The 17,805-nt window shown below is 45.6% G+C and carries 15 protein-coding genes; 14 read left to right on the forward strand and 1 reads right to left on the reverse strand.

Features of this window, described 5'->3' with window-relative positions; genetic code table 11:
- Positions 1–6: 6 nt before the first annotated feature.
- Genes aer2 through ACHUFW_RS05625 form a run of 5 tightly spaced genes read left to right on the forward strand, consistent with a single transcriptional unit; the run spans position 7 to position 6,046 of the window.
- Complete coding sequence (gene aer2 / locus ACHUFW_RS05605) at positions 7–2,388, forward strand: aerotaxis transducer Aer2 (RefSeq protein WP_394201312.1); 2,382 nt, start codon at positions 7–9, stop codon at positions 2,386–2,388.
- Positions 2,373–3,224: a CheR family methyltransferase gene (locus ACHUFW_RS05610; RefSeq protein WP_394201313.1), complete on the forward strand. Its 852-nt coding sequence runs from the start codon at positions 2,373–2,375 to the stop codon at positions 3,222–3,224. Before aer2 ends, ACHUFW_RS05610 begins: the two co-directional genes overlap by 16 nt.
- Before the next feature lie 3 nt (positions 3,225–3,227).
- Positions 3,228–3,809 carry a chemoreceptor glutamine deamidase CheD gene (locus tag ACHUFW_RS05615; RefSeq protein WP_394201315.1) on the forward strand — a complete coding sequence of 194 codons (582 nt, stop codon included), beginning with the start codon at positions 3,228–3,230 and terminating at the stop codon, positions 3,807–3,809.
- A gap of 19 nt (positions 3,810–3,828) precedes the next feature.
- Positions 3,829–4,866: a protein-glutamate methylesterase/protein-glutamine glutaminase gene (locus ACHUFW_RS05620; RefSeq protein WP_394201316.1), complete on the forward strand. Its 1,038-nt coding sequence runs from the start codon at positions 3,829–3,831 to the stop codon at positions 4,864–4,866.
- 16 nt (positions 4,867–4,882) lie between these two features.
- A complete protein-coding gene (locus tag ACHUFW_RS05625) occupies positions 4,883–6,046 on the forward strand; it encodes a methyl-accepting chemotaxis protein (RefSeq protein WP_394201318.1) in 1,164 nt (387 codons plus the stop codon).
- Positions 6,047–6,087: 41 nt separating this feature from the next.
- On the opposite strand, the gene ACHUFW_RS05630 is transcribed toward ACHUFW_RS05625, so the two are convergent.
- A complete protein-coding gene (locus tag ACHUFW_RS05630; RefSeq protein WP_394201320.1) occupies positions 6,088–6,516 on the reverse strand; it encodes a GNAT family N-acetyltransferase in 429 nt (142 codons plus the stop codon).
- 144 nt (positions 6,517–6,660) lie between these two features.
- On the opposite strand from ACHUFW_RS05630, the gene ygfZ reads away from it, so the two are divergent.
- From ygfZ to ACHUFW_RS05675, 9 genes are all read left to right on the forward strand, one after another.
- Positions 6,661–7,623, forward strand: coding sequence for a tRNA-modifying protein YgfZ (gene ygfZ / locus ACHUFW_RS05635; RefSeq protein WP_394201322.1), 963 nt, complete (start codon positions 6,661–6,663; stop codon positions 7,621–7,623).
- Between the two features lie 493 nt (positions 7,624–8,116).
- Positions 8,117–8,785, forward strand: a complete 669-nt coding sequence (locus ACHUFW_RS05640; protein WP_394201324.1) for an ABC transporter ATP-binding protein — start codon at positions 8,117–8,119, stop codon at positions 8,783–8,785.
- Positions 8,778–11,270 carry an ABC transporter permease gene (locus tag ACHUFW_RS05645; protein ID WP_394201326.1) on the forward strand — a complete coding sequence of 831 codons (2,493 nt, stop codon included), beginning with the start codon at positions 8,778–8,780 and terminating at the stop codon, positions 11,268–11,270. The genes ACHUFW_RS05640 and ACHUFW_RS05645 overlap by 8 nt, the downstream gene beginning before the upstream one ends.
- On the forward strand, positions 11,267–12,373 hold the full coding sequence (locus ACHUFW_RS05650) for a lipocalin-like domain-containing protein (RefSeq protein ID WP_394201328.1): 1,107 nt from the start codon (positions 11,267–11,269) through the stop codon (positions 12,371–12,373). The genes ACHUFW_RS05645 and ACHUFW_RS05650 overlap by 4 nt, the downstream gene beginning before the upstream one ends.
- A gap of 599 nt (positions 12,374–12,972) precedes the next feature.
- Positions 12,973–13,242, forward strand: a complete 270-nt coding sequence (locus ACHUFW_RS05655) for a chaperone NapD (RefSeq protein ID WP_394201330.1) — start codon at positions 12,973–12,975, stop codon at positions 13,240–13,242.
- A complete protein-coding gene (gene napA / locus ACHUFW_RS05660; RefSeq protein ID WP_394201332.1) occupies positions 13,239–15,719 on the forward strand; it encodes a nitrate reductase catalytic subunit NapA in 2,481 nt (826 codons plus the stop codon). The genes ACHUFW_RS05655 and napA overlap by 4 nt, the downstream gene beginning before the upstream one ends.
- A gap of 31 nt (positions 15,720–15,750) precedes the next feature.
- The gene (napG, locus tag ACHUFW_RS05665; RefSeq protein ID WP_394201334.1) at positions 15,751–16,479 is read left to right on the forward strand and encodes a ferredoxin-type protein NapG; all 729 of its coding nucleotides are present in this window, start codon (positions 15,751–15,753) and stop codon (positions 16,477–16,479) included.
- Positions 16,476–17,333, forward strand: a complete 858-nt coding sequence (gene napH / locus ACHUFW_RS05670; RefSeq protein ID WP_394201336.1) for a quinol dehydrogenase ferredoxin subunit NapH — start codon at positions 16,476–16,478, stop codon at positions 17,331–17,333. The genes napG and napH overlap by 4 nt, the downstream gene beginning before the upstream one ends.
- Positions 17,330–17,755 carry a nitrate reductase cytochrome c-type subunit gene (locus ACHUFW_RS05675; RefSeq protein ID WP_394201338.1) on the forward strand — a complete coding sequence of 142 codons (426 nt, stop codon included), beginning with the start codon at positions 17,330–17,332 and terminating at the stop codon, positions 17,753–17,755. The genes napH and ACHUFW_RS05675 overlap by 4 nt, the downstream gene beginning before the upstream one ends.
- Positions 17,756–17,805 lie beyond the last annotated feature (50 nt).

A 17,805-nucleotide genomic window follows, 5' to 3' on the forward strand; every position in this document is an offset into this window, starting at 1 on the left:
GTCATTATGGCATTTTGGCAAAGATTTATCTCATCTCAACCTACAGAAGCGACTGAAGATGGCCTAACAAACGACCAATTGTTATCCGCCCTCAACGCCGCAAAAACTGCATTAATGATGGTCGATCGTGACTTTAAAATCACTTACATCAATGAGCAATCGGTCAAGCTGCTTAAAGAACACGAAACCACATTCCAGTCTATATGGCCCAACTTTAAAGCCAACAAAGACCATATGTTGGGTTACTGCATTGATAACTTCCATAAAGATCCATCCCATCAACGTCAACTGCTCTCCTCTGTCAGCAACCTCCCTTACACCACCACAATCAACATAAAAGGTACCTTACTTGAACTAAATGTCGGTGCCATTATCGATAGCAATGGAGACTATGTCGGCAACACCTTGGAATGGCGAGATGTGACTGACAGCCGAGCCCAAGAAGATAGCATTGCCAGGCTACAAGCAGCGATAAATCAAGCTCAAACAGCCATGGTGATGATCGATAGAGATCTACTCATCACCTATTTAAATCAAGAAACCCTAGAGCTATTTAAAAAACATGAGTCGACAATGCGCTCTGTATGGTCTGGGTTTAGTGCCACTGAAGAGTGGTTAATGGGACGCTGCATCGATGAATTTCACCGTGATCCCGCCCATCAAAGGCAGCTATTAAGTGACCCTAATAACTTACCCTATAGCACTGATATCACCATTAAAGATATCAAAATTGAGCTAAATGTTGCTGCAGTAAGAGATGCTAATAATCACTATATTGGTTGCTCACTCGAATGGCGTGATGTCACCGAAGAGCGGGCAAAAGAAGCTGAAATTGGCCGACTAGCCTCAGCGGTAGAGGGCATGACAACCAACCTGATGATGGCAGACACTAAAGGTATTATTCAGTATCTTAATCCTTCACTAAAGCAACTTTTAGGTTCACGTTCTGCAGAGTTAAGGAACGTTTTTCCAGGGTTTGATGTAGAAAACCTAGTGGGTAAATCGATTGATATTTTTCATAAAAATCCTAGCCACCAGCAAGCCATTATCGCCAATCCCGATCGTTTACCTTTCAGTTCAAACATCAAAGTAGCAGGATTGGAATTCAACCTGACCTGTATTGCTATGCATGATGCTAAAGGCAACTTTATGGGACCGGCACTTCAATGGGTGGACATTACCGAGCAACAAGACGGCCAACGCCAAGTCGAAAGCCTCATCCAAAAGGCAATAGCCGGTGAGCTGAACGAACGCATCGACACCTCCCGATATAGCGGCTTCATGAAAGAGTTAGGAGATGGGGTCAACAACCTGCTCGACACCCTAGTCGAGCCCCTAGGACAATGTATCGATGTCATGAGTAAAGTTGCCGAAGGCGATTTAAAGCTGCAGATGAGTGATGACCATGCTGGTGAGTTTGGACGCCTTGCCAATGCGGTCAATACCTCAATCATCAACCTACGTAACATGGTGGACAAAATTACTGTTTCCTCTGCGAGGGTCGCTAATGCGTCCAGTGAAATCGCTGACGGCAACAACGATTTAAGCCAACGTGTTGAAGCGCAAGCATCGAATCTTGAAGAAACCGCCGCCAGCATGGAACAAATGACGGCAACGGTCAGACAAAATGCAGATAACGCCAACGGCGCTAATGAGCTGTCAAAAGATGCCGCACTCAAAGCCGGTAAAGGCGGCACCGTTGTCGGCCATGCCGTCTCAGCAATGGCAGAAATCAATACTGCCAGCAAAAAAATTGCCGATATTATCGGTGTGATTGATGAGATTGCCTTTCAAACCAACCTATTAGCACTTAATGCCGCGGTTGAAGCGGCACGAGCAGGTGAACAGGGTCGAGGCTTTGCCGTGGTGGCAGGAGAAGTACGTAACTTAGCACAACGCAGTGCCGCGGCAGCTAAGGAGATTAAAGGGTTAATTAAAGACAGTGTCGAGAAAGTTGATGAAGGCTCCCGTTTAGTTGATGAATCAGGCGCCACACTCAATGAAATTGTCTCAGCGGTAGAAAGCGTCACCGAACTTGTCAGCCAAATTGCCGCGTCATGCCAAGAACAGTCTACGGGCATCGATGAGATTAATCGTGCGGTTGCAACCATGGATGAAATGACCCAGCAAAATGCTTCGCTGGTAGAAGAAACATCAGCAGCGAGCCAATCAATGAAGGTTGAAGGTAAAGAGCTGCTCAATCTAATGAACTTCTTTGTCACTGACAGTCAAGTGGCAACGTTAGAGGAACATCAACCTAAAGCGCCTGTCGCCGCGCTATCGAGCAATCCAACTACCACCAGTAACGTGAGTAAGATTCCAAGCGCCAAAGTGGTCAATTCAGGTATTACCGCAACGGAAGGTGGTGAAGAATGGGAAGAGTTCTAAACGCAAATATGCAATTAGATAGCCCAGAGTTTTGCATTACACATGCCGACTTTAAGTATATTCAAAAATTTATGCACTCTCAGGTCGGCATCTTTATTGCGGATTGTAAGCAAGCCATGGTGTACGGCCGGTTGAGTCGCAAAATGCGTGAACTTGATGTATTCAACTTTAATGAATACCAACAACTTATCGAAACTGACCCCAAAATAAAAATGGAGTTTATTAATGCCCTAACAACCAATAAAACCCACTTTTTTCGTGAGTATCACCACTTTGAATATTTGGAGCAGCAATTGGTCCCTCAATGGATCAAGCGCCGCCAACAAGAAGTGGCAATATGGTCTGCTGGCTGCTCTACAGGAGAGGAGCCCTACAGTATTGCCGCCAGCTTGAATAAGTGTGGTGCTTTTGAGCACATAGAAAACATCAATTTACTGGCAACCGACTTAGATACCAATGTGTTAGCGCAAGCTAAACAGGGGGTTTACGATATTGCTTCGCTAGAAAGTATCCCGGCAAATTACCTCAAATCTAACTTTCTTAAAGGCAAGAATGGCCATGTTAATCAAATAAAAGCTAAACCCTGCTTATGTGAACACATCAACTTTAAGCAACTAAATTTATTAGATAAATGGCCGTTTGATAAACAATTTGATCTGATATCTTGCCGCAATGTCATGATCTACTTTACCCGAGAAACCCAGCAGCAACTTATCGAGCATTTTTGCGATCACCTGAAAGATCACGGCACCTTATTCATCGGCCATTCAGAGAGTGTTCCGAGCCATTGCCAACGCTTAAAGCATCTTGGCAAGACCATTTATATCAAGGTATAAGTCATGAGTATCGCCCAAGCCGCAACACCTAAAACATACAATAGCCTGATGGAGCAAATAAATAGCACCCCACTCATCAGGGTAGTGGCTGGCGATCTGTACTCAACCAAGCATCATGAATTTATCAGTACAGGTTTGGGATCCTGCATCGCAGCCTGCATTTGGGATCCAGTACAAGCAATTGGCGGAATGAACCACTTCTTGTTACCAACAAGCCAAACAAGTCACGAAGAAGCCTTACTGTCGGTGCCAGGAAGGTATGGCGACAACGCCATGGAACTACTGGTGCATGAACTACTGGAGCTTGGTGCACAGCGTACTAATTTAAAAGTGAAAATATTTGGTGGCGCTGTCATAAAAAATAGTCACAACAATATCGGTGAACAAAATAGCCGCTTCGTTTTAGATTACTGTGCGCGGCAGGGGTTAGAAGTGTTAGCCAAAGATATTGGCGCTGCCAGCTCTCGAAGAATAATATTTTCTCCACAAACCGGGCAAGTATGGATGAAGCGCATTGCCATCCAATCACCGAGTCAGTATCCGGCGGTTTTTAAACACGATTCTATTTTCAACCACTGTTTTTAACTCACAAATGGAAATCACGATGATCAATAAAGTCAAAGTTCTGGTGGTTGATGACTCTCCAGTTTATCGCGCACTGCTCACTGAAATCATTCAATCAGACCCGCTACTTGAAGTGGTTGGTAGCGCAGAAGACCCCTTCGAGGCAAGAGAGCTTATAAAGCGCTTAAATCCTGATGTACTCACCTTAGATATAGAAATGCCGAAAATGAACGGCGTTCAATTTCTTAAGAATATTATGCGCTTAAGACCTATGCCAGTGGTGATGATCTCCACCCTTACTCAACATGGTGCCAGCGCAACATTACAAGCCCTAGAAATCGGTGCCGTTGACTACTTTCCAAAACCCTCAGCTGAACATACCGCTAACATGTTGAGCTATCGCAGTTTGGTTAATGAAAAAATACTCACTGCCGCAGGGGCCTGTGTGTCAAAGTCTCAACCTAGCAAAAGCGATATCGTTATCCCACGAGACAGCCCTCGCAACCCCAATATTGAGCTTATCGCTATTGGTGCCTCAACAGGAGGAACCGAAGCGGTAAAACGCGTGCTATCAGCCCTGCCTGCTGACACCCCACCGATAGTCATCACCCAACATATTAGTGCGTTATTTTCAGCACCTTTTGCCCAAAGATTGAATGAGTCAAGCCAACTACATGTACAGCAACTAGCTGAATCAGGTGCGGTGTTAGAGCCAAACTGTGCTTATGTTGCGCCTGGAAATATGCACTTAGTAGTCAGTAGACAACAAGGAAAATTGTTTGCAGAGGTCAGTGATACTGCACCACAAAATCGTCACAAACCTTCAGTGGATGTGATGTTCAATTCCATCGTTGAAAGCTGCGGTAACAAGGCCATTGCCGTGTTACTCACAGGAATGGGACGAGACGGCGCAAACGGCATGCTCGCCCTGAAAAAAACGGGCGCAACAACCCTTGTACAAAGTGAGCAAACCTGTGTTGTTTGGGGCATGCCTCGAGTGGCAACAGAGCTCGGTGCGGTTAAATACACCAAACACTTAGAGCAGATCCCACAGTTTCTAAACCAACTGCTTAACTAAACGATTAGGTGATCATATGGACACAATTTCGCAATCAGTCTCGAAACGCTACTTTACCGTTGCAATCGTGCTGCAAGTCATCATTTTTGGTGTCATTACCACCCTCTTTGCATCGGCTTGGAATATCGGTTTGGTTCTGGTCATTGCCGCCGTACCTTGGATAGCTTTTTCTATCAATGCACAAGCGCAAATCGCTGCCCTAGCTATTGAGACGACATGCGAAGATGAGCCAGAAATCCCCAAACATATTCATCAACTATTACAAGAGAGCTTACCAAAGTTATCTGAGCCACTAGATAAGCAAACTCAGGTACTCAGCAGCTCTGTTGAAACCCTAAATGATAGCTTCTTTGGTTTACAGCAAGTCTGTGAAGAGCAAGTGCACATTTCTGAAAAGCTGGTTGATTTACTTCTAGAAAACAAAGACAACCCCTATTGTTTGTCCAATGTCATGCCCAAAACAGAAGCCATCATTAATCAGTATATTGCCACACTGGACTCAGTCGCCGAAAAAAGCCGTTCTGCTGTTGAAAGTATCCATGAAATGTCATCTCAATTAGACGATGTGTTTGCGCTACTCACTAAGGTCCGTGGTTTGTCTGAGCAAACTAACTTGCTTGCACTCAACGCCGCTATTGAAGCTGCTAGAGCAGGAACAGCAGGAAGAGGCTTTGCAGTTGTCGCCCAAGAAGTACGCGAGCTTTCGGTCAAGGCCGAAGAGCTGAACAACCAAATCGAACAAGAGATTGGTAAAGCCCAGCAAACGGTAAAATCAGCCAATGCCACCGTTGGAGAAATGGCCGCCATAGACATGTCACTTGCAACCGAGTCTAAACAACAAGTTGATGATATGTTGTTGGGCGTCCATCGCAATCAGGATCAGGTAAAAGGCGACGTGCAAAGCATCCATGAAATGGCAGGTACGTTAAACCAAAACGTTAATGATGGTATTCGTGCCCTGCAATTTGCCGATATTATTTCTCAGCAAGGCGATTATGCCAAAGGAACCCTCGACACTTGGCGAGCTTGTCAGCAGTTGCTTGCAGAGCATCAAGCAAACAAACTGTCTGATACTGCACTGACACAAGCCTTAATGACCCTATTAGAAACAGAGCAAAACCGTGGTCAATCCGCGGCAAATCAATCCAGTATTGAAGAAGGTGAGGTCGAGCTATTTTAGCGCTGAAATAAGCCATATGGGCCTGCGACCCTAAGTAAGGATTAGTAATACTTAAGCATAAAATAGCGTGCCGGACTGCTACTTAGTTCAGGCACCTCGCCTATCACTTCAAAACCCAGCTTTTGGTAAAAATCCAATGCTTGAAAGCCTAACGTATCGAGCTGGGCAATCACACAGTGCCGCGACTTTGCTAATGTTTCAGCACGCTGCATAAGCTGCCTCCCTAACCCGGTACCGCGATAGCTCTTATCGACCCAAACAACCTCAATTAAGAAGTTGCGATAAATGGTTCTGCCTGCCACACCGCCGATGAGTTCACCTTCATCATTATGAACAACCACCATCAATGGCTGAGATCGCTCTTCGCCCATATTGGCAACATTAAAACGCCTTACTCCCGCGACAAGTTGTTCAAAAATCGCGTCATCTTGTTGCTCAATCACCGTCATTGGCCATACTGTATTACCCATCTTTTCCTCTGCCTTTGCTGTTTTGCATAACGGATCACACCCGCAGCCTTTTAATTTTTATAATCGCCCATATATCTTTAGCTAAGTAAACGACAGCGTTACACTGTTTTAATATTTAATCAGCCTTAGCTTAGGATAAATACCATGAATTTAAGTCTTTCACAGCCACAATGGCTCAATACGGACGAAACTCCTGCTGTAATGATATCTGTACTCGATCACTTAGGCCTAATGCGTGTAACCGGTGAACAGGGTCGAAGTTTTATTCATGGTCAGGTCACAACGGACATTAGCTCCCTTGAAAAGCAACAATGGCGTTGGGGCGCGCACTGCGATCCCAAAGGTAAAATGCTGGCGGCATTTAGAACCTTTGCCTTAGATGATGCCTTAATGCTGATGATGCCAAAAGATACTTTGCAAGCAGACTTGCCACAGTTGGCTAAATACGCCGTGTTTAGCAAAGCGGAACTGACCGATGCAAGTGATGACTACCGTATTATAGGGGTCGCTGGTAATGATGCTGCAACTTGGATACATGATCACTTTGGCGAACTGACCCATGAAGTTAACGATATTCCAGGTGGTTTATTACTCAAAGATGCGGACCGCTTCATTATCATCATTGAACAAAGCGCGGCGACGCCGCTGCTTGGGTCTATCAACGAGCCTCTGTATCGTGCCGAAGCATGGCAAGCATTAGAAATCAGTGCGGGCTACCCCAACATTCGCGCCAGTCATCAAGGGCAATTTGTCCCGCAAATGTGTAACTTGCAAGCCATCAATGGCATTAGCTTTGAGAAAGGCTGCTACATGGGACAAGAAACTGTCGCACGAATGAAGTATCGCGGCGGCAATAAGCGGGCACTGTATATTGTTGCTGGCACCTCTGCAGACGCTATCAACACCGAATCCCAATTAGAAATCGCCATTGAAGATGGCTTTAAGAAGATTGGCACCATCATTGAAGTCGCTCAATACCAACAGCAAGTATTGCTTACTGCGGTACTGCCCAACGATACTGAAATTGGCAGCCAGCTGCGTATCGCAGGCTGCAGTGATTCGTCATTGACGGTTCAACCATTACCTTATTCTTTAGAAGAAGAGTAATACCGATTGAAATAACTAGGTTGTCAACTCATAGCACTGTCAAAAGAGAGGGAGTCATCACTCTCGGCATTCAATGCCTATGCTGTAAACCTGTTATTTCTCGCTGAGTGATCAAACTAAATGATCAAACAGTATTTTTACTTGGTATAACAGCGAGATTATCGCCCAATGTCATCAACATTGGGCGATATTAGCTTAGCCAAACCTTGTATATCCGCCCACATTAAGTCGCACTAAAACGTTCTCTCTCAATGCGCCACACTGCCCTTTCCCAAGCACGCTTCCAAACACTAGCAGTAAGTCTGAATCAACAAATCCTAGTCGCTATACGCACAACGTCGGTTAACATCAAACATTAACACTATGATCTGTTTGTTCATTTACAATGTATCTATATGGTAAGCAATATAGATTCGGGTATGATGTGGTGGTTGAGTTTAAGCTAAACAACCTAGCCCCAAGTTAAATTGCAGCAGTTAGCAATGGAGTGATAATGAGTCATGCAATCGTTGAGCTAAACAAGCTTGCTAAAGCTTTTATGGATGGTGACCAACACCATCAAGTGCTAGATGATTTAGATTTTACACTCAATAAGGCCGACAGTGTGGCGCTGACGGGCGCAAGTGGCTGCGGTAAAAGCACCCTGCTTAACTTAATTGCTGGCTTTGAGTCTGCCACAACCGGCGAAATCAAATTACTCGATCACTCAACACAGCAATGGACTGATAAAGATTGGAGTCAATTCCGCCATCAACAACTTGGCGTCGTATTTCAACAATTTAATCTACTCACGCCGATTGATGTTAGGCACAATATCGTGTTTCCGTTAAGTTTAAATGGCAAAAAATGGAATGATTGGTGTGACCATCTAGTCAATGTACTGGGGTTAAAGGAATTACTGTCTCGCCATGTGCAATCTTTATCTGGTGGTCAGCAGCAACGAGTTGCCATTGCAAGGGCATTAGCACACCAACCAGCATTATTACTTGCGGATGAACCTACCGGTAATTTAGACCAACAAGCAAGTATCGAAGTCATGGATCTGATGACCAAACTGACTACGGAATTGCAAACCACCGTGCTCATGGTGACCCACAGTGAAGAGTGTGCCAACTACATGCAGCGCCGCTGCCATGTAAAACAAGGCAAGATACATGAGTAACTTTACAGCGCGAGGTTACTGGCAAAGCTTAATCATATTTGCAGCCCACTATCGTCAATCTCCGTTGCCGGCCAGTGCGATTTTAGTGGGGATTATCCTCGCCGTCACACTGCTTACCGGTGTCAGAGCCACCAACGAGAATGCTATTGCAAGTTACTCCTCGGTCACCGAACTATTAAGCCAGCAAGCTAGCTACACCATCTCACCAAAATTTGCTCAATCCTATATCAATGAGTCTATTTATTTCGACCTTAGGCAAGCGGGGTTTAGTCAATCTCTGGCGGTGATAGAAGGTGTACTTAACAACGAGCAAGCTCGCGCTTGGCGAGTACAAGGCAGTGATTTAATCGCCGCAGTGAGTGCATTCGCCCACCAGAGTACCAACAGTAGCACTGACACAGCCAGTCCATTTAACGCAGAACTGCCGTTGGCAGACCTATTAGCAGGCAAGCCGATTGTACTCATGTCACAAACACTCGCCGACAAGTATGCGAGCCAAAGCAAAATTAAGTTAGCAGGAACCCTATTGGACGTGGTTGCTGTCAGCGATGACCTAAATTTGGGCCAGCGACTGCTTATGGACATCTCTTTAGCCCAACAACTGTTGGGGCAGCATGGCCAACTCAGTTATATCGCTCTGTTTGGAGAGCTAGACCTAGCACTGCCCCAAATAGAAGAAATAATTAATCATCAAGCGGTACTGGTCGAAAGTGATAACGGTGCCAGTATGGCTGCACTGACTGATAGCTTCCACTTGAACTTGACGGCCATGAGCCTGCTAGCTTTTATTGTCGGACTATTTATCGCCTATAACGGCGTGCGCTACAGCTTACTTAAACGCCAACATTTACTCACTCAGTTACAGCAACATGGTATTTTAAAAATTAGCCTACTGGCAGCAATTGTCAGTGAGCTATTGGTACTGGTAGTTATCGGTGCAGGGATCGGTTTCTTTTTAGGGCTGCAATTGAGCTACTGGCTTCAACCTATGGTTTCCATCACCTTAGAGCAGCTCTATGGCGCCAATATATTACCCGGTAAATGGCATTGGAGCTGGTTACTTCAAGCCCTATTACTGACCTTTGTTGCCGCGTTGCTTGCCTGTGCATCGCTTTTTATTGATTTGTACCGGCAACCATTGGCCCGTAACAGCAACAATATTGCCAATGAAAATAATGCTAATAAAACCCATAAAACCATGCTGTATATTGCAATAGTCCTTGGCTTAATTGCCGCGATAGCGATTCCCATGAGCCAAGATTATCGCTTGACCATGTTACTACTGGGCTTAGTGGTCATGGCAATTCCGTTGGCACTGCCATGGATTTTAATGCAACTGGTTAAGCTGATTAGCCGACTGTATAAAACTGGATTATGGGGCTATCAAATTGCCGAAACCAAAGAGTTAGTGCCGCCCTTGTCTCTAGCCATGATGGCAATATTACTTGCCTTAACGGCCAACATTTCCATGAACACCTTAGTTGGTAGCTTTGAAATTACCCTTAAACAATGGCTCGATGCCAGATTGCATGCAGACCTTTATATGCGCCCACCTCGGGATAAAATTGAACCGATAAATCAATACCTGCAACAACAACCCGATGCCACAAATGTTTACCAGCAATGGTATTTAAAAACCAATTATCAAGGTTATCCAAGCTTTATTCTGACCCGCGATGCCGATTCGATAGAGCAAACCACCGTGCTAAAAACCGCAATAGATAATATATGGCAACAGTTTTTTAGCGGCCGCTATGTGCTACTCAGTGAACCATTGGCGCTCAAGCTTGGGCTAAGTGTTGGCGACCAAATGCCCATTACCGCACTTGGCGAACAACCCTTTGTGCTCGCAGGTATCTATTTCGACTATGGTAACCCCTACGGCGAGTTACTCATTTCACCGCAAACATGGCAACAACATCAGTTACCCGCGACTCCCACCAGCCTGGCCGTTGCCGTCGACGGTGATGAACATTCGCTCATCTTACGTATCCAGCAAACATTTGAACTTTCTGATGCACAAATTTATAGCCAGCAAGGTATAAAACAGCTCGCTGTAACCATGTTTAAGCGAACCTTTGCCATCACTCAAGTACTTAACAGTTTAACGTTATTAGTGGCCGCAGTTGGACTGTTTAGCGCCTGCTTTATGCTTACCCAATCTCGATTAGCCGCGATAGCGAAACTGTATTGTATTGGCGTCAATCGAGCGCAGCTACGAGTCATGGTGTTTATGCAGATGTGGCTTATTGTTCTACTGACATGCTTAGTCGCGTTACCAACAGGGGCCATACTGGGTTACCTATTGATCCATAAAATAACTTATCAAGCATTTGGCTGGACTATCGCGATGGTGTGGGATTGGTCTGCATACTGGCAAGTTATTATATTGGCATTGATTGCCAGCACGTTAGCCGTTGCTTTACCACTTTATCAACAAACTCGTCGACCTTTGGTTAGCAGTTTGCAAAGCGAGGTTTTATGAAGCCCTATTTGATGTTGGCAATGATAATCATACTAACCTGGTTACAAGGTTGCTCTGAGGCACCCAATGAGGCCGCCCCATCGATGGGAAACCTCATGGGGGTGACACAAAGTGGTTATGCCGAAGTACTACCGACTACTCGTCTGAACTTTCCAGCAGATCATCAATCCCATGATGATTTTAGGCTGGAATGGTGGTATCTCACGGCGAATCTCACCACTGAAAATGGCCGAGATATTGGTGTGCAATGGACGCAGTTTCGTATAGCCCTTGCACCTCCTTTGGAGACAATGCCATCGGCACAGAAAAATCCACTCACGCAATCCACATGGAATACGCGCCAATTATTTATGGCGCACAGTGCCCTAACAAGCCAAGATACCCACTCAGCCAGTGAGCGCTGGTCCAGAGCACATCCCAAATTAGCCAATGTCACCCCAAGCCCCTTTAGTGTCACCCTTGATAACTGGCGATGGCAGTCGAGCAGCCAAGAGCTATTTCCAGCCCAATTATCAGTTTCCGATAAACAGTTTAACTACCAACTTAATTTAACGACACAATCTCCCTATCAACTTCAGGGAGAACAAGGCTACAGCATTAAAGATCCAACTGGAGAAGTGGCTTCCCACTATTACAGCCAACCCTTTATCGATGTCACTGGTTGGGTCGAAGTGCAAGGTAAAAACCTTGCTGTCAGTGGACAAGCCTGGCTAGATCGTGAATGGAGCTCGCAATTTCTCAAAAATAATCAGCAAGGCTGGGATTGGTTTGCATTACGCCTCGATGACGGATCAGCATTGATGATGTTTCAACTCAGGGGTGAACCTAACTTTTACACTGCAAGGCGTATGTTTAAAGATGGCAGTGGCAGAAGCATTGCCAACGATGCCATTAAGATGCAACCCACAGCATGGCAAACAATCGATAACCGTCGCTACCCCGTACAATGGCAAGTCAGTATTGCTCAAGAGCAAATAGATCTGAACATCACACCATTGAATCCCAATGCGCTGCAGCCGTTATCAGTCAACTACTGGGAAGGCCCAATCAACGCAACGGGCAGTCATCAAGCCAAAGGATACATGGAGTTAACCGGTTATTAGGCCAAATCTAGCTATTTAATACCAATCGGCATAAGAAAGTGCTCTACTCAGAGCTATTTTTGGCAAACTAGTTCGAGACGAATAACTTAAGTAATAGTGGTTCTATTGGGAAGTTATTCAACGAAGAAGTAGGCAGCCCAAAAAACTCCCAAAGGGCGAGTTTTAGCACTTCTGATACTGTGTAAACGAACTTGAACGTAGCGTAACTATGCCCTTCATTCGTTGCCTTGTCTCAGAAGCGCTAAACTCTCGCTGAGCGAACACATCTTTATGCCGATTGGTATTATACCTCTTTATAAATAGCTAAAAACCTAAATGATAACCACTCTCAATAGCTTATTTATCAAAATGATAGCGGCAGGGCCCATTAATTAATCTGCCCCTAAATAAGCTTTCATACAAGCTATTTGTATAAATTTCAATCTGTGATAAATATCACGCTCAAAAGTTTGATCTAGATCCACAATACCGAGCAATACCTCTTGTGGGGTATACCCACACTTTGTATGAGGTTTAGACTCAATTTATAGCTTGACGATTATTTTATTGTGGCAAATCGCTGCAACAAAATGATCATAGCCATTGAGGATCATCCAAAGATGAGTCAGGAATATCACGTAACTAGCTTAGTGGTGCACGCAGCGCCAACCGAGCTAATACAGGTCAAACATCAAATCGATGCCTTAGCCGGCACCGATATCCACGCCGTTACCGAGGAAGGAAAATTGGTCGTCACACTAGAGGGTGAGACACAAGCATCTATACTGGATAACGTCGAAGCAATTAATGCCCTCTCGGGCGTACTATCAAGCAGTCTTGTATATCATCAAGTTGAACCATTAGAAGAAAAGAGTGAGGAAACACCATGAGCATTAGCCGTCGCGAGTTTCTAAAAGCCAACGCTGCCGTTGCCGCTGCAACCACAGTTGGTGTCACTTTGCCAGTAAAGGTAGTTGAAGCCGCTGAGCAGAATGACAACATCAAGTGGGATAAAGCGCCATGCCGCTTTTGCGGTGTAGGTTGTAGTGTTTTAGTCGGTACCAACAACGGTAAAGTTGTTGCGACTAAAGGCGACCCAGAAAGCCCAGTCAATAAAGGCCTTAACTGTATTAAAGGCTACTTCCTATCTAAAATCATGTACGGTAAAGACAGACTCGATTCGCCTTTACTACGTATGAAAGATGGTAAGTACGACAAAGAAGGTGAATTTACCCCTGTTAGCTGGGATGTCGCGCTCGACACCATGGCTGAGAAATGGAAAAAAAGCCTAAAAGACAAAGGCCCTACCAGTGTTGGTATGTTTGGTTCAGGCCAATGGACTATTTGGGAAGGCTATGCCGCTTCTAAGCTACATAAAGCTGGTTTCCTTACCAACAACATCGATCCTAATGCTCGTCACTGTATGGCATCTGCGGTAGGTGGCTTCATGCGTACCTTCGGTATCGATGAGCCTATGGGCTGCTACGATGATTTAGAAGCTGCAGATCACTTCGTGCTTTGGGGCGCGAACATGGCAGAAATGCACCCAATTCTATGGGCGCGTTTATCAGATCGCCGCTTAGGCAACCCAGATGGTCGCGTACATGTATTGTCTACGTTTGAAAACCGCAGTTTTGACTTGGCTGACAACCCTATGGTGTTCAAGCCGCAAACTGATTTAGTGATTCTTAACTATGTAGCCAACTACATTATCCAAAATGATGCGGTCAACAAAGACTTCGTCAGCAAACATACTAAGTTTGTTTTAGGTACCACAGATATCGGCTACGGTCTGCGTCCAGATCATCCACTCGAAAAGAAAGCCAAGAATCCAGGTAATGGTAAATCAACACCGATTAGCTTTGATGAATACGCTAAGTTTGTAAGCAGCTATACCTTAGAGTATGCCGCTGAAATGAGTGGTGTTGAGCCAGAAAAGCTTGTTGAGCTTGCTAAAGCCTATGCCGATCCAAAAGTGAAAGTAATGAGCTTATGGACCATGGGTATTAACCAGCACGTTCGTGGTGTTTGGGCAAACAACATGCTTTATAACTTGCACCTACTTACCGGTAAAATTGCTACTCCAGGTAACAGCCCATTCTCATTAACCGGTCAGCCTTCTGCTTGTGGTACTGCCCGTGAAGTGGGTACGTTCGCGCACCGTCTACCTGCTGATATGGTCGTAGCAAATCCTAAGCACCGTGCAATGACAGAAAAACTGTGGCAAGTACCAGAAGGTACGATTCCGCCAAAACCTGGCTTCCACGCAGTATTGCAAAGCCGTATGTTGAAAGATGGCAAGCTAAATTGTTACTGGACTATGTGTACCAATAACATGCAAGCCGGTCCGAACATCAACGATGAGATCTATCCTGGTTTCCGTAACCCAGAAAACTTCATTGTGGTATCAGATCCATACCCAACAGTGACAGCAATGGCGGCTGACTTGATTCTTCCAACAGCAATGTGGGTAGAAAAAGAAGGTGCTTACGGTAACGCAGAGCGTCGTACACACATGTGGCATCAACAAGTCAAAGCACCAAAAGGCGCGAAATCTGACTTGTGGCAGCTAGTTGAGTTCTCAAAACGCTTTAAAGTGTCTGAAGTATGGCCTGCAGAACTAATCGCTAAGCAACCAGAAAATGCTGATAAGACGTTATATGACGTGTTATTTGCTAACGGCACTATCGATAAATACCCAGTTTCAGACTGTAAAGGTGATATGAACGAAGAGTCAGAGCACTTTGGCTTCTATCTACAGAAAGGTATTTTCGAAGAGTACGCCCAGTTTGGTCGTGGCCATGCCCATGATTTAGCGGACTTTGATACTTACCATGAAACTCGCGGTCTACGTTGGCCTGTGGTTAACGGTAAAGAAACGCTACGTCGTTTCTCTGCTGGCGACCCATATGTGAAAGATGGAAAAGAGTTTGACTTCTACGGTAAGCCAGACGGTAAAGCATTGATTTTCGCTCTACCATTTGAGCCAGCTGCAGAAGAGCCAAATGCTGAATATGACCTGTGGATGTCTACAGGTCGTGTACTTGAACATTGGCACACAGCTTCTATGACAGCACGTGTACCTGAGCTTTACCGTGCTTACCCAGATGCACAAATTTTCATGCACCCAGAAGATGCGAAAACTCGTGGTCTTAAACGTGGTGATGAGGTCATCGTTGCCTCTCCACGTGGCGAAGTGAAAACCCGTGTAGAAACCAAAGGCCGTAACAAGCCACCAAAAGGTGTCGTGTTTATGCCGTTCTTTGATGCGCGTCAGCTGGTTAACAAGTTACTACTTGATGCAACTGACCCACTGTCTAAAGAGACAGACTTTAAGAAGTGTCCTGTGAAAGTAATGAAGGCCTAACAGCCTAATTGAAGCATAGACGGAGATAATCATGAGTCGGGCGAAACCAACATCCACAGCCAAAGGCGTTAATCGCCGCCAGTTTTTAGCGGCCTCCGCTAAAGCGGGTTGCGCTGTGGGGTTAGTCGGATTAGGCGTAACAGGTGTGGCAAAGTCATCGCACCTAGATCCGCTTGCCATTCGCCCACCCGGTGCATTAGCAGAAGAGGAGTTTCTTTCAGCCTGTGTTCGTTGTGGATTGTGTGTCGAGGCTTGCCCTTACGACACCCTCAAACTAGCCCGCTGGTTTGAAGGCGCAGCAACAGGTACTCCCTATTTCACTGCTCGCAACATTCCTTGTGAAATGTGCGATGACATTCCCTGCGTTAAGGTGTGTCCTTCAGGATCATTAGATCAGCAATTGGAGGATATCGACCAAGCCAAAATGGGAGTTGCGGTGCTAATAGATGAAAAGAACTGCCTCAACTTTAAAGGCCTAAGGTGTGATGTATGCTATCGAGTTTGCCCTCTGATAGATGACGCAATTACCCTTGAACGCCAACACAATGAACGCAGTGGCCACCATGCAATGTTCCTCCCCACAGTCAACAGCGATAGCTGTACTGGCTGTGGCAAATGTGAACATGTTTGTGTGCTCGAAGAAGCTGCAATTAGGGTGTTGCCGACCGCCATAGCACTGGGTAAAACAGCTGACCATGATACGTATATCGATACAGAAAGCACAACGCTAGAGATGCTGAACAAAGGGTTTGAGCTATGAGTAAGGCAAAGTTTGCACAAGCAGCAATTGATGAGCTGGGCTGGTTTAAAGCTCACCGCTTCTTATTGCTGCGCCGCCTCACTCAATTGCTCGTCCTCGGCCTTTTTGCCATCGGCCCTTGGATGGGGTTATGGATACTGAAAGGCAATCTCTCAGCCAGTGAGTTATTAGCGCTAGTGCCGTTAGCGGATCCGCTCACGACACTTCAGGTCATCATGGCAGGCCATATTCCTGAAATCAGCCTTTTGCTTGGTGCGGCAATCATCGCACTGTTTTACGCATTAGCTGGGGGACGGGTATTTTGCAGCTGGGTCTGCCCTGTCAACATGATTACTGATGCTGCCAGTTGGTTACGTAGAAAGCTGGCGCTACCTCGCCTCGCTGAAATGCCGCGTAACCTGCGATACTACCTACTTGCCATGGTATTAATTTTACCTGTGCTAACCGGTATTACAGCTTGGGAATGGGTCAACCCAGTACCCGTGCTGTATCGAGCAGTGTTATTTGGCGCTATCACTGGCTTATGGGTATTAGTAGTGATTTTCCTGCTTGATCTGTTTATCAGTGAACGAGCATGGTGTAGTCACTTATGCCCAACCGGTGCAATGTTTGCCCTACTGGGTAAAGTTAGCCCGGTAAAAGTAGCAGCAACTCGCGCCAGTGCTTGTGATAACTGTATGGATTGCTTTGAGGTTTGCCCTGAAAGACAGGTATTAAAACCTGCTTTGAAGGGAAATAACCCTGTCATAGTCGATAGCGACTGTACTCAATGTGGACGATGTATCGATGTCTGTGCCCAACGCGTTTTCCAGTATCAAAACCGAATTGCCATAAAGGCGGAGAACAACCAATGAAAAAAGTACTCACCTTAGCCGCGCTGGTCATGGCGCTTAGCGCTTGTTCTGGCCAACAAGCTAGTCAAAATGCCGAACCTGTTAATATCAGCTCGTTAGGTAAATCTGAAATCACCGACGTGCGTGCAGCAGACGCAATGCCAACTTATCCTAAGCGTGGTAAATCAATCGAGCGAGGCTTTGCCCACCAACCGCCATTGATCCCACACAAAGCGGATTACCCCATCACCTTGAAGCGTAATGGCTGTATTACTTGTCATAGCCCAGAGAAAGCCAAGCGCATGAAAGCAACTGCAGTCGACCCTTCGCATCTGCTCGCCAACGGTAAGTTAAACAATGAGTACTACAGCTGTACTCAATGTCATACTCCGCAAGCAGAGAACAAGCAGGAACTTGTTGGCAACGAATTCTCAGCCCAATAAATCTTGCTACACCTTGTAGAACAAAAGCCCCAACATGCTGCATGTTGGGG

Source organism: Shewanella waksmanii, assembly GCF_043643685.1.
Lineage (GTDB): Bacteria > Pseudomonadota > Gammaproteobacteria > Enterobacterales > Shewanellaceae > Shewanella > Shewanella waksmanii_A.

Excerpts from the sequence above, each read along its gene's own strand:
- aer2 (WP_394201312.1), top strand. The coding sequence starts at position 7 with ATGGCATTTTGGCAAAGATTTATCTCATCTCAACCTACAGAAGCGACT.
- ACHUFW_RS05610 (WP_394201313.1), top strand. The coding sequence starts at position 2,373 with ATGGGAAGAGTTCTAAACGCAAATATGCAATTAGATAGCCCAGAGTTT.
- ACHUFW_RS05615 (WP_394201315.1), top strand. The coding sequence starts at position 3,228 with ATGAGTATCGCCCAAGCCGCAACACCTAAAACATACAATAGCCTGATG.
- ACHUFW_RS05620 (WP_394201316.1), top strand. The coding sequence starts at position 3,829 with ATGATCAATAAAGTCAAAGTTCTGGTGGTTGATGACTCTCCAGTTTAT.
- ACHUFW_RS05625 (WP_394201318.1), top strand. The coding sequence starts at position 4,883 with ATGGACACAATTTCGCAATCAGTCTCGAAACGCTACTTTACCGTTGCA.
- ACHUFW_RS05630 (WP_394201320.1), bottom strand. The coding sequence starts at position 6,516 with ATGGGTAATACAGTATGGCCAATGACGGTGATTGAGCAACAAGATGAC.
- ygfZ (WP_394201322.1), top strand. The coding sequence starts at position 6,661 with ATGAATTTAAGTCTTTCACAGCCACAATGGCTCAATACGGACGAAACT.
- ACHUFW_RS05640 (WP_394201324.1), top strand. The coding sequence starts at position 8,117 with ATGAGTCATGCAATCGTTGAGCTAAACAAGCTTGCTAAAGCTTTTATG.
- ACHUFW_RS05645 (WP_394201326.1), top strand. The coding sequence starts at position 8,778 with ATGAGTAACTTTACAGCGCGAGGTTACTGGCAAAGCTTAATCATATTT.
- ACHUFW_RS05650 (WP_394201328.1), top strand. The coding sequence starts at position 11,267 with ATGAAGCCCTATTTGATGTTGGCAATGATAATCATACTAACCTGGTTA.
- ACHUFW_RS05655 (WP_394201330.1), top strand. The coding sequence starts at position 12,973 with ATGAGTCAGGAATATCACGTAACTAGCTTAGTGGTGCACGCAGCGCCA.
- napA (WP_394201332.1), top strand. The coding sequence starts at position 13,239 with ATGAGCATTAGCCGTCGCGAGTTTCTAAAAGCCAACGCTGCCGTTGCC.
- napG (WP_394201334.1), top strand. The coding sequence starts at position 15,751 with ATGAGTCGGGCGAAACCAACATCCACAGCCAAAGGCGTTAATCGCCGC.
- napH (WP_394201336.1), top strand. The coding sequence starts at position 16,476 with ATGAGTAAGGCAAAGTTTGCACAAGCAGCAATTGATGAGCTGGGCTGG.
- ACHUFW_RS05675 (WP_394201338.1), top strand. The coding sequence starts at position 17,330 with ATGAAAAAAGTACTCACCTTAGCCGCGCTGGTCATGGCGCTTAGCGCT.